Source organism: Actinopolymorpha sp. B11F2 (assembly GCF_040195635.1).
Classification (GTDB): domain Bacteria; phylum Actinomycetota; class Actinomycetes; order Propionibacteriales; family Actinopolymorphaceae; genus Thermasporomyces.
On record NZ_JBEFTX010000001.1, the window covers coordinates 783,485 to 797,642 of the forward strand.

At 69.6% G+C, this 14,158-nt stretch carries 10 protein-coding genes; 5 read left to right on the forward strand and 5 right to left on the reverse strand.

What is annotated here, in order from left to right; translation table 11 throughout:
• Nucleotides 1-137: 137 nt before the first annotated feature.
• The 3 genes from ABN034_RS03545 to ABN034_RS03555 form a co-directional block, all read right to left on the reverse strand.
• Nucleotides 138-3,191, reverse strand: coding sequence for an alpha-mannosidase (locus ABN034_RS03545; protein WP_349689509.1), 3,054 nt, complete (start codon nt 3,189-3,191; stop codon nt 138-140).
• Between the two features lie 109 nt (nt 3,192-3,300).
• Nucleotides 3,301-4,323 carry a LacI family DNA-binding transcriptional regulator gene (locus ABN034_RS03550; RefSeq protein ID WP_349689510.1) on the reverse strand — a complete coding sequence of 341 codons (1,023 nt, stop codon included), beginning with the start codon at nt 4,321-4,323 and terminating at the stop codon, nt 3,301-3,303.
• 34 nt (nt 4,324-4,357) lie between these two features.
• On the reverse strand, nt 4,358-5,569 hold the full coding sequence (locus ABN034_RS03555; RefSeq protein WP_349689511.1) for a glycosyltransferase family 4 protein: 1,212 nt from the start codon (nt 5,567-5,569) through the stop codon (nt 4,358-4,360).
• A 385-nt stretch (nt 5,570-5,954) separates the two neighbouring features.
• Between ABN034_RS03555 and ABN034_RS03560 the strand changes: the two genes are divergently transcribed.
• Together ABN034_RS03560 and ABN034_RS03565 are read left to right on the forward strand one after the other, a co-directional pair.
• Complete coding sequence (locus ABN034_RS03560) at nt 5,955-6,800, forward strand: PIG-L deacetylase family protein (RefSeq protein WP_349689512.1); 846 nt, start codon at nt 5,955-5,957, stop codon at nt 6,798-6,800.
• A gap of 53 nt (nt 6,801-6,853) precedes the next feature.
• On the forward strand, nt 6,854-7,882 hold the full coding sequence (locus ABN034_RS03565; RefSeq protein ID WP_349689513.1) for a lysylphosphatidylglycerol synthase transmembrane domain-containing protein: 1,029 nt from the start codon (nt 6,854-6,856) through the stop codon (nt 7,880-7,882).
• A 167-nt stretch (nt 7,883-8,049) separates the two neighbouring features.
• On the opposite strand, the gene ABN034_RS03570 is transcribed toward ABN034_RS03565, so the two are convergent.
• On the reverse strand, nt 8,050-8,178 hold the full coding sequence (locus ABN034_RS03570; protein WP_349689514.1) for a hypothetical protein: 129 nt from the start codon (nt 8,176-8,178) through the stop codon (nt 8,050-8,052).
• Between ABN034_RS03570 and ABN034_RS03575 the strand changes: the two genes are divergently transcribed.
• Together ABN034_RS03575 and ABN034_RS03580 are read left to right on the forward strand one after the other, a co-directional pair.
• Complete coding sequence (locus tag ABN034_RS03575) at nt 8,134-9,264, forward strand: Gfo/Idh/MocA family protein (protein ID WP_349689588.1); 1,131 nt, start codon at nt 8,134-8,136, stop codon at nt 9,262-9,264. The genes ABN034_RS03570 and ABN034_RS03575 overlap by 45 nt on opposite strands.
• Before the next feature lie 2 nt (nt 9,265-9,266).
• Nucleotides 9,267-11,330 carry a hypothetical protein gene (locus ABN034_RS03580; RefSeq protein ID WP_349689515.1) on the forward strand — a complete coding sequence of 688 codons (2,064 nt, stop codon included), beginning with the start codon at nt 9,267-9,269 and terminating at the stop codon, nt 11,328-11,330.
• A 98-nt stretch (nt 11,331-11,428) separates the two neighbouring features.
• Here the strand turns inward: ABN034_RS03580 and miaB are convergent, their stop codons facing one another.
• The gene (gene miaB / locus ABN034_RS03585) at nt 11,429-12,946 is read right to left on the reverse strand and encodes a tRNA (N6-isopentenyl adenosine(37)-C2)-methylthiotransferase MiaB (RefSeq protein ID WP_502878961.1); all 1,518 of its coding nucleotides are present in this window, start codon (nt 12,944-12,946) and stop codon (nt 11,429-11,431) included.
• A 344-nt stretch (nt 12,947-13,290) separates the two neighbouring features.
• Here miaB and ABN034_RS03590 point away from each other — a divergent pair, with 344 nt between their 5' ends.
• On the forward strand, nt 13,291-14,052 hold the full coding sequence (locus ABN034_RS03590) for an amino acid ABC transporter ATP-binding protein (RefSeq protein ID WP_502878962.1): 762 nt from the start codon (nt 13,291-13,293) through the stop codon (nt 14,050-14,052).
• Nucleotides 14,053-14,158 lie beyond the last annotated feature (106 nt).

Below are 14,158 nucleotides of genomic sequence, written 5' to 3' on the forward strand. Positions count from 1 at the left end.
GGACCTGTCGTAGCCGGTGACCTGTCAGAGGTATCTCGTCGTAGAAGGCGAGATACCCCTGACAGGTGCGCGCTGTCGGCAGGTTGGACGAGCCGCGGCCGCCTTCCCTGGCCATGGCGTTGTGCCGATTACCGCTGCTACGACGCGCGGGCCAGCCTGAGCGTGAGGATCTGGAACGGGCGTAGCGCCACCTCGACTCCGCCGTCGGCCAGGTCGCTCTCGGCCAGGGGGCGTTCGAGCAGGTCGGTCTCCTGCGCCGAATCGATCCCGAACGACGTGGTGAGCCGCGCCGTCGCCCGACCGCCGTGCGCTTCGTACAGGCGGACGACGACATCGCCGGACTGGTCGTCGGCCAGCTTGACCGCCTCCACGACGACCGCGGGGTTGTCGACCGTGACGAGTGGAGCAACGCCGTCAGACCCGGCAACGGTGCGCGAGGGCAGGTTGATCCGGTAGCCCTCCTCCACCGCCTCGGCGATGCCGGCGCCCGGCACCAGGGCGTACGACAGCCGATGCATCCCCTGGTCGGTCACCGGGTCGGGGATCCGCGGCGCCCGCAGCAGCGAGAGGCGCACGGTCGTCGTCGTACCACCGTCGGGGCGGACGTCGCGGGTCACGTCGTGGCCGTACGTCGAGTTGTTGACGATCGCGTGCCCGTATCCCGGCTCTCCCACGTGGATCCACCGGTGGGCGCAGATCTCGAACTTCGCCGTCTCCCAGGAGGTGTTCGTGTGCGTCGCCCGGAACAGGTGCCCGAACTGCGTCTCCGAGGCGGACTGCTCAGCCCGCACGTCGAGCGGGAACGACGCCTTGAGGAACTTCTCCTTCTCGTGCCAGTCGATCTCGTTGTCAACATCGACTTGACAGGCACCCGCGCGGACCCGGATCCGCTGCACGACCCGCGAGGAGCTGAACGACCGGGTGACCGCGACCACGGCCTCCTCCGGCGTGGCGCTCTCGACCTCCACCGAGTCCGCGTCGACCAGATCGACGACCTTGTTGCGGTAGAACGGGTCGACGTCCCAGGCGTCCCAGAGGTTCGGGGTGTCGACGTGGAGCTGGAGCAGGTTGCCGGCCGCGCCGGGCGCGAGGGCCTCCCGCTGTGACTCGATCTCGTAGACCGACCTCAGCAGGCCGCGCTCGTCGACGGTGACGCGGACAAGGCCGTTGTCGAGCACGATGCCCGGACCCTCGTCGTTCACCGTCACGTCCGGTGCGTGCGAACGCCCGCGCACCGAAGCGCCCATTGCCGGCACCCCGTCGCGGTCGTGCGGCGCGGCGTTGAAGACGACGTCGGCCGAACCCTCGCCGGCCAACGCCTGCTGGGCGCGCGCGATGATCGCCTCCAGCTCGATTGCGAGGCGCGCGTAGGTCTCCTCGGCCTCCCGGTGGACCCAGCGGATCGAGCTGCCCGGCAGGATGTCGTGGAACTGGTTGAGCAGGACGGCCTTCCAGATCCGGTCCAGATCGGCGTACGGATACTCGAGCCGGCCCGCCACCGCGGCCGCCGCGGACCACAGCTCGGCTTCCCGCAGGAGGTGCTCGCTGCGCCGGTTGCCCTGCTTGGTCTTCGCCTGCGACGTGTAGGTGGCGCGGTGCAGCTCGAGGTAGAGCTCGCCCACCCAGACGGGCGCGTTGGCGTATTCCTCGTGCGCCTTCTCGAAGAACCGCGCCGGGTGCTCGACCGTCACCTTGGGCGAGGACTCGAGGTCGGCGAGGCGCTCCGCCCGGCCCAGCATCTCCCGGGTCGGCCCGCCACCGCCGTCACCATGACCGAACGGCAGCAGCGACCACGTGCCGCCACCCTTGTCCTGGTAGTTGCGCTGTGCATGCGCCAGCTCGCGTCCGGTGAGTTGACCGTTGTAGGTGTCGGCCGGCGGGAAGTGCGTAAAGACCCGGGTCCCGTCGATCCCCTCCCACCAGAACGTGTGGTGCGGGAACTTGTTCGTCTGGTTCCAGGAGATCTTCTGGGTGAGGAACCACTTGTGGCCCGAGAGCTTCACCAGCTGCGGCAGGCCCGCGGAGTAGCCGAACGAGTCGGGCAGCCAGACGACCTCGGTCTCGATGCCGTACTCGTCGAGGAAGAACCGCTTGCCGTGGACGAACTGCCGGGCCATCGCCTCGCCACCGGGCATGTTGGTGTCGGACTCGACCCACATGCCGCCGATCGGGATGACGTGGCCACTCTCGACAGCGGCCTTGAGACGCGACCACACCTGCGGGTGGTGGTCCTTCATCCAGGCGTGCTGCTGAGCCTGGGAGAACGCGAACCGGAAGTCGTCGTGGTCCGCGGCCAGCGTCGTGACGTTGGAGACCGTGCGCGCGACCTTCCGGACCGTCTCGCGCAGTGGCCAGAGCCAGGCCGAGTCGATGTGGGCGTGGCCGACGGCCGAGATCTGGTGGGCACTGGCGTACGCCGGCTTGGCGAGAACACCGGCCAGCTGCGCGCGGGCGGCCGCGGCGGACCCTGGGATGTCGTCGTAGTCGAGCGCGTCGAGCGACCGCTCGAGCGCCCGGAGGATCTCCGAGCGGCGCGGCAGGTCGGCGGGCAGCTCGGCACGGAGTTCGTTCAGGACGTCGATGTCGAGCAGGAGATTCCACACGTCCGCGTGGAAGACGGCGAGGTCCGCCCGGCGGATCTCATACATCGGCTCGGTCCCGGCGGTCTCCTTGTCGCCGAGGTTCGTCGGTGAGAAGTCCGGCCAGCCGATGACCGTGGGGTTAGCGGCCGCCTCGACGTAGACCTGGAAGGCGGCACCACCCTTCGCGTACGCCTGGTCCGTGTCCGAGGCGCCACCCGAGGCCAGACCTGCGAGCGGGACGTAGATGTTGTCGGGGTTGAGGCCCTTGATCGGCTCGCCCTCAGGTGTGTAGGCGAGCCCTTCCGCCGAGAAGCCCGGCCCGCCACCGAAGCCGAGGTCGACGACCGCCTCGACCCGCTGACCGTCCCACTCCTGCGGGACGCGGCCGGTGAGCCGGAACCAGCTGGTGCCCCAGGGCGGACCCCAGGACTCGCCGAGGGCGGCCGGCTTGTAGTCGGCGCCGAGGGCGTCGCTCACCGGTACCGGTTCGCCTGGTGCGTGCCAGACCTCGATGTCGAGCGGGACAGTCGCGCCGTGGAGAGCCGGGCGCAGGCGCTGCCTGAGGGCGCGTTCCAGCCGGGCCTCGACCAGGCGGTGGTCGTCGTGCATGGGTCCTCCGAGGAGTTTCGTCGAACAGCTACCGTGCCAGGTGGGTGCGTCAGGCGTCACGCGTGGGTGGCCGAACACCCCACCTGATGGGCCGGTTCATGGGCTCGGTTCAGCCGAGGGTGCTCTCCCGTGGCGTGAGCTTGTACGGCGCGAAGATCTCCTGCGGCCCGTCGGCATCGGCCCGCCCGGGACCGCCGGTCACCATCTGCCGCTTGAGCAGATCGACGGCGAGGCGCGCGATCTCCTGCTTGTTCGGAGAGATCGTCGACAGGGTGGGCACGGAGTACCGGCCGTCCTCGATGTCGTCGAACCCGATCACGGCGACGTCGCCCGGCACCTTGACCCCCCGCTCCGCGAGGGTACGCAGCGCACCGAGAGCCATCAGGTCGTTGAAGCAGAAGACGCCGTCGGGCCGGGGCGAGAGTCCCAGCAGCCAGGTCATCGCCGCCGCGCCGTCGCGGCGGTGATAGCGCAGGGTGGTCGTCACGAGCTCGTCGTCGTAGGGCAGGCCGGCCTCGGCGAGTGCCTCGCGGTAGCCGCGCAGCCGCAGCCGGGCCGTCTCGCCGGCAGGCACCCGTTGGGCACCGATCGCGGCGATCCGCCGGCACCCGCGCTCGATCAGATGGTTGGTCGCATCCCGGGCGGCGGCGATGTTGTCGATCACCACGTGATCGGCGGGACCATGGTGGACGCGCTCGCCCAGCAACACCATGGGTGTCGAGTCGGTGCGCGCTGCGAGGTCCTCGGCCGTCAGGGCGAGCGGGCTCAGGATGAGACCGTCGATGAGCTGGTCGCGAAGGCCACCGATCACCTTGCGTTCCCGCTCGTGCACGCCCTCGGTCTGGTCGACGAGGACCGTCCACCCGTGCAGGTCGGCCTCGGTCACGAGGTGCCGGGCAAGCTCGGCGAAGTACGGAATGTCCAACTCCGGGACGGCGAGCGCGATGATCCCGGTCCTGCCCTGGCGAAGGCTCCGGGCAGAGAGGTTCGGCCGGTAGTTGAGCGTGGCGATGGCGCGTTCGACCCGGTCCCGGGTCTCGGGACGTACGTGTACGTAGCCATTGACGACGTTCGAGACGGTTTTGGGGGATACGCCGGCGAGCTTCGCGACATCCCGCAGCGTCGTCGGCATCGCCGCCACTCTCCTTCGTCGAGAGCCCCCAGCCCTACCTCACCGGCGCCACCGGCGCCCGCGCCATGGCCTGAGCGTAACGCTCGTCGAAGTCGGCGAGCACCACCGGCCAGGTGCAGTGCACCGGGACGCTCACGAGGTTGTGCGCGGCGAGTGCGGCGCGGAGTGGTCGGTCGCTGGCCAGCCGCGCCACGGCGGCCGAGAGCTCGCCCGGTGAGCGGCCCAGCAGGCCCTCCTTTTCCCCCACGACGAACGACGACACCCCGCTGTCGGCGTACGCGACCACCGGAACGCCCGCCAGCCGGGCCTCCAGCGCCGCGAGGCCGAACGACTCGCGCCGGGCCGGTGCCACGAACAGGTCCGCGTCCTCCAGGACCGTACGCACCTGCGTACGGTCCAGGCGCCCGGTGAGGGTCACCCACGGCTCCATCCGATGTCGCCGGAGGTACCACCGCATCCACGGCAGTGCGGGACCGTCACCCACGATCGTGGCCCGGAGCGGGGACGTGCCGGCAGGGTCCTGCCCGGCGTCCTGCCCGACGTCCTGCCGGACGTCCTGCCGGACGTCCTGCCCGACGGCGAGAACGTCCCGAGCGTCACGCAGGATCCGCAGCAGTGTCAACGGCTGCTTGCGGGGTGCGAGCCGGCCGACCGCGACCACGTGCACGGGACCGCGGGGCTCGACCCCGCCACCCGGCGGTGCGAGACGCCAGTGGCCGATGGTGATGCCGTTGGCCACGACGTGGACGGGGACGCGCTCCCCGACGACCCGGCGGATGGGTTCTGCAGCGGCTCCGCTCACCGCCGTACACACTCCGCGCCAGCGCGTCCAGCCGACCATCGCGTCGAGGAAGCGATAGACCGTGGCGGTGCCGGCGTCCCACATGCTGTGCACGGTCACCACGGTGGGGATGCCGGCCAACGTGGCCTCCCGGACGCCTGACCAGGCGAACGGCGACACCGCACCGACGTGCACGTGGACGACGTCGGGCCGCAGTTCCCGGTAGAGCCGCGCCAGGTGGTGTCCCATCCGCGGATGGACCGGAAGGTCCCACGGGAGCCGCGCGACCACGCGATGCACGGGCACCGCAGCGCCGACACGGCCGTCCGTCCGGTCGGGAGTCGCGGTGATGATCTCGACGTCGTGGCCCGCGCCACGCTGCATCCGGGTGAGTTCGGCGACCTGGGTCTCGATGCCACCCAGCCGGGGTAGAAAGCAGTCGCTGACATGAACAACTTTCACCATGAACCCTCCCCCGCGCCGAGTCAGGTGGAATTCCACCCGCAATTCGACTCTGCGTTTCCTCGACGCCTGTCGTGTCGTATTTCGGCGTGTCTACAAGCGTGGGATCGGGCCGACGCAATACCAATACGCGCGACACATCTCTTCTACTTCCCTGGCCGTCGGCCAGGTGGCAGAGGACTTGTGCGTCAGGACTATTGCATCGCCCTCAGTATTCCCCTTCACGCCTGCGTCCATACCTATCAAGGCGCCGTCGCGGTTCACCATTGGAGGAATCCCCGAGATGTCCCTGACGCGAAGGTTCGAAAGATCTCTGGTACTCAGTGGTGTCCCGGAGATCTCCCCGAGAATGCGCGGATTCTGATTGCCGGCATGTCAGGCTGGGCGGGTGAGTCGTACGTGTGTCTTCTTTCATGCCCATCCAGACGACGAGGCGCTGTTCACCGGCGGAACGATGGCGCGCCTCTCCTGCGAAGGGCACCGGGTGGTCCTTGTCGTCGCCACGGCCGGAGGCAATGGTCTTTCCGCCACGCGTCCAGGGAGCGAGAACCTCGACAAGGTGCGACTGCGCGAACTGGCGGCCTCGGCGAAGGCACTCGGCTGTGCCCGCGTCGAGGTTCTCGGCTACGCCGACAGCGGACTCGACGGCACCGCCGTTCCGGGGCCGGGCCAGGTGGCCTTCTGCAGAAGCGATGTCGACGAGGCCGCCCACCGGTTGGCCGATCTGCTGCGGACCGAACGCGCCGACCTCCTGACCGTCTACGACCCCGCCGGTGGCTACGGCCACCCGGACCACGTGCACGTCCACCGCGTCGGCGTCCGTGCAGCCGAGCTCGCCGGCACGCCGACAGTGCTCGAGGCCACGGTCGACCGTGAGCTGCTGCTGCGGGCGCTCCGGCTGGTGGGTCGCGTCTATCGGTTTCCGCCCGGCTTCGACGTCGAACGCTTCGCCCACCTCTTCGCGTCGCGGACGGAGATCACCCATCGCATCGACGTACGCAGGTACGCCGCGGCCAAGCGGGCAAGCCTTGCCGCGCACGCGAGCCAGGCGACCGGGGGCGACTCCATCCGTACGCTCGCCGCCTTGAGGCGACTGCCCGGTCCGCTGTTCCGCCTCGTGCTGGGAACGGAGTGGTATGTACGCAGGGACGTGGCATCCGGTTCGGCGTCCACGCACCCGTTGGACCAGGTGCCGACCTGGAGCGCGGCACCCCCGGGGCTGAGCGCCCGATGACGTTCCCTTCCGCCGTGACGCCCCACCATCGGCGAGGGAGGGCGCCGCTACGCATGGCCCTGTCCGCTCTCTCGCTGCTGGTCGCGGTCGGTCTCGTCGTCTGCCTTCCGTACTTCGTCGACGTGGGGTGGAGCGACATCGGCGCGCAGTTCGCCGCACTCGATCCGGTGGTCGTCGCCGGACTCGTCGCCTTGTGGTTGGCGGGACTCTGGGCGTACACCTTCGTGCTCACGGCGTCCCTGCCCGGCCTCAGCCGCCCGCAGGCGATGACGTTGAACGCCGCCGGCAGCGCGGTCAGCAACCTGATGCCGTTCGGCGGTGCCGCGGGTGTGGCGTTGACGTTCGCGCTCGCCCGCTCGTGGGGCTTCCGGACGAACCCGATCGCGGTGAGCACGGTGACGAGCGGCCTGTGGAACGTGCTCGCGAGGTTCCTGTTGCCGGCGCTCGGCCTGGTGGCCCTGCTCGCCACCGGCAGGGTTCCCGACGCGCGGGTCGCCGTGCCTGCGCTGGTGGCGGCCCTCGCCCTGATCGGCCTCGTGGCTGCCACCGTCACGGCCCTACGGTGGGACCGGGCCGCGCGGATCACCGGACGCACGGCCGACCGCGTCCTGCGGCTCCTTCCCCACCGGATCCGACCACGCCGCTTCGTGCCGAGTGTCTCGCTCGCCCGGCTGCGGACGACGACCGCCGGACTGCTGCGCACCGCCTGGCCGGCGATGACCGCCGGCATGTTCGCCTACCTCGTCCTCCAGGCGGGCCTGTTCTGCGCATGCCTGGCGACGACCGGTGCGTACGTCGGACTCGGCGAGGCGGTGGCGGCGTTCGCGCTGGGGCGGTTGCTCACCACCGTCGTGGTGACGCCGGGCGGGTTCGGCATCAGCGAAGCCGGTACCGCGGCCGCCATGGTGTCGCTGGGTGGTCCGGCCGGACCGGTAGCTGCGGCGGTCCTGCTGTTCTCCACGTTCACCTACATTCTCGAGATCCCCCTCGGTGCTCTCTTCTGGAGCCTGCGGGAGCTCGTCGCCCAGCGGCCGAGGGTGGCCGGTACCAGGGACAACGCTCGACCCGTCCGCGCCGGTTGACCTAGGATCGCGACGGTCCCGCCGCTGGTCGGGCCAAAGCCGGCCTCGCCGCCCGTGCCCGATCGCGGGAACTCGCTCCGGTTCTCGCGGGCGTCGGGCGATGTGGACGCATCCCTCTCGGCGAGGAGAATTGCTCATGCGACTCCCCCGCGTCGGCCTGGTGGGCGTCAACGGATACGGGCGCACCCCACCTGCGGGCCGCCGCCCAGCTCCATCTCGACCGGCGCCTCGACTTCGCGGCCTACGCCGACATCGCCCCAGGTGCCGCCGAGGCCGTCGCCGAGTCCTGCTCGCACCACCCGGTGGGCTATCCGTCGCTCGCCGCGATGCTGGCTGGTGAGCTGCTCGACATCGCGATCCTCGCGACGCCCATTCCGCTGCACGCGGAGATGATCGAGCAGACGTTCGCCGCGGGGATTTCCGTCCTGGTCGAGAAGCCGCCGGTGGTGACGATCCAGGACCTCGACCGGCTGGTCGAGGTGCAGCGCGGCCGCGACGTCCTGTGTCAGGTGGGTTTCCAGACCGCGCGGGCCCCCCTGACCGACGCCCTCGGCGAACTCGCGCGCAGCGGCGCGCTCGGCGAGATCGAGCTGGTCGCGATGATCGGCCGGTGGCAACGTTCCGACGCCTATTACGCGCGCACCGGCTGGGCGGGGCGGCTCACGCATCAGGGGCGTTACGTGCTTGACGGCACGCTGACCAATCCGTTCGCCCACGGCCTGATGAACGCCCTCATGGTCGCCGGGCGGGCTGCTGGGCGCGCGGCGGGAGATACCGCCGTCCCCGCGACCGTACGCGCCGAGCTCTACCGCTGCCGCGACATCGAGGGTGACGACACGGCAAGCGTTCGGATCACCACGACCGACGGCCACACCATCATCGCCGCCACGACCTTGTGCGCCGAAGAGCAGACCGATCCGCGGATCGTCGTCAGGGGAACCTCAGCCACCGCCACGGCGTGGTACACGACCGGGATGCTCACGATCGACCCGCCCACCATCACAGACATGCTGGCCGACGGGCCGGGTGACCTGCCAGCACTTCGTGGTCCCGTCGATCGTTCACACCTGCTCGTCGACCTCGCCGAGGTGGTGGGTGGGCGCCACCGGGAAATCCTGTGCCCGCTTAGAATGTGCCGCGGATTCGTTCTCGCCCTGTCCGGGATCTTTGAATCCGCCGGCAGACCCAGACCCGTCTCGCCACCCGCAGTCACCGCCCGTTTCGAGGAAGGTGCGCGATGGGTCGCCCTGGACGGTGTCGACGCCCTGGTCGAACGTTGTGCGCGCGACGGCCTGCTCTTCTCCGAAGCCGGTGCCGACTGGGCCGTACCCACCCGAGAGTTCCCGCTCGCCCACTACACACACTTTGACCTTTTCTCATGATGATGGATCGCTACACGATCGTGGCTCGCCACGCCGTGCACCGAACCTCCGCCGACCCGCTCGAACCTCTGTCCGTCGGCAACGGCGAGTTCGCGTTCACCGTGGATGTCACCGGACTGCAGAGCCTGCCCGACTTCCACGCGGACGGAATTCGCCTGGGAACCCAAGCGCAGTGGGCCTGGCACACCGCGCCCAACCCGCAGGGTTTCACGTTGGCGGATTCGTACGAGGACTACGAGACGCCCGAGGGGCGCAGGGTCGCCTACGCCACCACGGGTGCCGACTACTCCGACCCGACGGTCACCCATCGGGCGAAGGAGGCGCGGCAGTGGCTTCGGCAGAATCCGCACCGGATCGACCTCGGCCGGATCGGGTTCGTCCGGGCTGACGGCCGTGGGCTGCGGGTGTCGGAGCTGGCGGCGATCAGTCAACGCCTCGACCTGTGGCGCGGCCGGATCGAGAGCCGGTTCCTCCTCGACGGGACGCTGGTCGAGGTGGCGACGACCTGCGACCCGGAGCTCGACCTGATCGCCGTGCGCATCGAGTCGGCGCTCCTCGCCCGGGGCGAGCTCGCTGTCGCCGTACGTTTTCCGTACGCCCAGGGCGACTGGAGCGAGCCGTGCGACTGGAACTCCGCCGCGCTGCACCACACGGAGGTCTCGGTCCGCGGCCGCCACGCCCACATCCGCAGGGTCCTCGATAGGGACGTCCACCATGTCGGGCTCACCTGGTCCTCCGGTGCGCACCTGAAGCAGACCGGGCCGCACGAGCTCGTCCTGCGGGCCGACGGGATCGGCGCGCTGGACTTCACGGCGGGCTTCTCCCCCACACCGCTTGCCGGGACACCACAGACCGTGCAGGAGACCCTGACGGCGGCCGAGCTGTTCTGGGCGGAGTTCTGGGCGACCGGCGGCGTCGTCGACGTCGGCGACAGCACCGACCCGCGCGCGGAGGAGCTCGAGCGGCGGGTCGTGCTCTCGCAGTACCTCACCGCCATCCACTGCGCCGGCTCGACACCGCCGCAGGAGACCGGACTCGTCCACAACAGCTGGCGCGGGAAGTTCCATCTCGAGATGCACTGGTGGCACGCTGCCCACTTCGCGCTGTGGGACCGCACGCCGCTGCTCGAACGCAGCATCGGGTGGTACGAAAGGATCCTCCCCGTCGCGCAGGAGTACGCGAGGGCGCAGGGTTACGCGGGCGCCCGATGGCCCAAGCAGGTGGGCCCGGAAGGACGCGAGAGCCCCAGCGACATCGGAGCCGTCCTCATCTGGCAGCAGCCGCACCCGATCTATTTCGCCGAGCTCCTGTGGCGGGCGCGTCCCACCCGGCGGACCCTGGAACGTCTCGCACCGCTCGTGTTCGAGTCGGCGACATTCATGGCGTCGTACGCGAGTTGGGATCCGCGACGGGAACGGTTCGACCTCGGGCCTCCGCTCGCGTCGGCGCAGGAACGCGCGTTTCGTGCCCGGCGGGAGGCGCGCAATCCGACGTTCGAGCTGAGCTACTGGGCCTGGGGGCTGCGGACCGCGCAGGCCTGGCGCGAGCGTCTCGGCCTGCCGCGGATCTCGCTCTGGGACTCGATCGCACGTGGGTTCGCGCCCCTGCCGGTGCGGGACGGGATCTACGTCGAGCTGGAGCATCCGGTGACGCTGCCCGAGGGGCACCCGGCGATGGTCGGGGCGCTGGGCTTCGTTCCCGACACCGGCCTCGTCGACCACGCACGGATGCGCGCCACGTTGCGCCACGTGCTGGACCGCTGGGGATGGGACGAGACGTGGGGGTGGGACTTTCCCCTCCTCGCCATGACGGCGTGCCGGGTCGGGGAACCGTCGCTGGCGGTCGACGCGTTGCTCCTGGACGTGCCGAAGAACCGCTACCTCGGCAACGGTCACAACTTCCAGCGGCCGGGGACGCTGCCGCTCTATCTACCCGGCAACGGCGGACTGCTCTACGCCGTCGCGATGATGGCGGGCGGCTGGGACGGTGCGCCGGAAGGACCCGCGCCCGGGTTCCCCACCGACGGATGGCGCATCCGTTCCGAAGGCTTCTCCCCCGCCCCCTGACCCGTGATCATGATCGTGATCATGAAGGTTGCGGGGCCTATGGACGACTTTCCTTCATGATCATGGGCACGCGCGCCCCTGCTCGGGCGCGAAAGGGGTCAGGCGCGAAGGGACGGCATGCCGAGCAGGACCGGGGCTGGGCGCCCGGTGGCCTCGCTGGCCGCGGCGGGCGTTTCGCCGGAACCACCCGAACCCTTCCTGCTTGCTGCCCAGAGGTCACCAGCCCGCGTCCTGCGTACGCTGAGAACCGGTCCGTCGGCCACCAGGTGATGCGGCGCGGCGTAGGTCACCGCCACACGCACAAGGTCACCGGGCCGGATCGTTCCCTGAACGTCGTCTGCCACGGCACCGACGGGCACGGCACCGACGGGCACAGCACCGACCGGCACAGCACCGACAGGCACCGCACCGTCGGGTGTGAAGTGGACCAGGCGGTTGTCGGGCGCGCGGCCGCTGAGCCGCCTTGTCGCGGCGTCCTTTCGGCCCTCCCCTTCGGAGACGAGGACCTCGACCTCCCGGCCGACGAGCGCGCGGTTCTCCGCCCAGGCAGTTTCCTCGACCAACTCCACCAGCCGTTCGTACCGCTCCTGCACGACGGCCTTCGGCACCTGGCCGTCCATGTCGGCGGCGGGTGTGCCCGGCCGCTTGGAGTACTGGAACGTGAACGCGCCCGCGAACCTCGCCTGGCGCACCACGTGCAGGGTCTGCGCGAAGTCCTCCTCGGTCTCGCCCGGGAAGCCCACGATGATGTCCGTCGTGATCGCGGCATCCGGCATGGCCTCGCGGACCTTCCGCACGATGTCGAGATAGCGCGCCTGCCGGTACGACCGCCGCATCGACTTCAGCACCGAGTCCGAGCCCGACTGCAGCGGCATGTGCAGTTGGTGCATGACGTTCGGCGTCTCGGCCATCGCGGCGATGACGTCGTCGGTGAAGTCGCGCGGGTGAGGCGAGGTGAAACGCACCCGCTCCAGCCCGGAGATCCCGCCGCACGAGCGCAGCAGCTTCCCGAACGCGAACCTGTCACCGAACTCCACGCCGTACGCGTTGACGTTCTGCCCGAGCAGCGTCACCTCGAGCACGCCCTCGTCCACCAGGGCTTGCACCTCGGCCAGCACGTCACCGGGGCGGCGGTCCTTCTCGCGCCCCCGCAACGCCGGCACGATGCAGAACGTGCACGTGTTGTTGCACCCGACGCTGATCGCGACCCAGGCGGCATACGGCGACTCCCGGCGCGACGGCAGCGTCGACGGGAACGTCTCGAGGTAGTCCTTGATCTCGACCTGCGCCTCGCCGAGCACCCGCGCGCGTTCGAGCAGGACCGGCAGCGAGCCGATGTTGTGCGTACCGAAAACGACGTCGACCCACGGCGCGCGGCGGACGATCTCGCCCTTGTCCTTCTGCGCGAGACAACCCCCGACCGCGATCTGCATCCCTGCGCGCTCCGCCTTGATGGGCGCGAGGTGGCCGAGGTTGCCGTAGAGCTTGTTGTCGGCGTTCTCGCGTACGGCACAGGTGTTGAGCACGATGACGTCAGCGGTGTCACCGGCGGGAGCGCGGACGTAACCCGCGTCCTCCAGCAGGCCGGAGAGCCGCTCGGAATCGTGGACGTTCATCTGGCAGCCGAACGTACGGACCTCATATGTACGGCCGCCCGCGACGGCTCCGGCGGCGTGACCGGTGTCGAGAACGTCGGGAAGCGAGGATTCGGTGCGTTGCGTCATGACCGTCCCAGGGTACGGCTCCGGTCCGGGCCGACCGCAGGAGGCAGGTGCCCGACAAGGCGACCACGCGCACCACAGTGCCGTCACGATCGGCAGATGTGTTATCACGATGAGTGACCAGCGATGCTGCCCGCCGACGATCTGTAATGCAGTCGGGTTACGGTCCGCCCCGCTGTGTCGCGCACCGGAGCGCGGACAGGGTACCTTGCCCTGTCATGACTGACACGAGCGAAGAGATGCCCGCCGCCCAGGCGGCGAACGGGCATCCGTTGGTCGTCCTCGACAACGTGCAGAAGTACTTCGGAGAGCTGCACGTGCTCCGCGACATCAACCTTTCCGTCCATGCCGGCGAGGTCGTCGTGGTGATCGGACCGTCCGGCTCGGGCAAGTCCACGCTCTGTCGCGCCATCAACCGGTTGGAGCCGATCGACTCGGGCGAGATCCGCCTCGATGGTCAACTGTTGCCGGGCGAAGGCAAGGCCCTCGCCCAACTGCGGGCCGACGTCGGGATGGTCTTCCAGTCGTTCAACCTCTTCCAGCACAAGACCGTGCTGGCGAACGTCACCCTCGGACCGATCAAGGTACGCAAGAAGTCCAAGGCGGAGGCCGAGGAGAAGGCCACCCAACTCCTCGAACGGGTCGGCGTCGCCAACCAGGCGGACAAATACCCCGCCCAGCTCTCTGGCGGGCAGCAGCAGCGGGTCGCGATCGCCCGCGCGCTGGCCATGGAGCCCAAGGTCATCCTCTTCGACGAGCCCACCTCGGCGCTCGACCCCGAGATGATCAAGGAAGTGCTCGACGTCATGGTCGACCTCGCCCAGGGCGGCATGACCATGGTCGTCGTGACCCACGAGATGGGATTCGCCCGCAGCGCCGCCGACCGGGTGGCGTTCATGGCCGACGGCCAGATCGTCGAGGAACGTACGCCTGAGGAGTTCTTCACGAACCCGCGTTCTGATCGCGCGAAGGACTTCCTCTCCAAGATCCTGCAGCACTGAAGACCCTGCTGCACACCGAACCTTCGCCTCACGCGGGGCCCTGCAAGGCGAAGCCGACCAAGGCCCGAGGCCGAACGAGTACGAAAGACACCGAGAAGGGGACGTC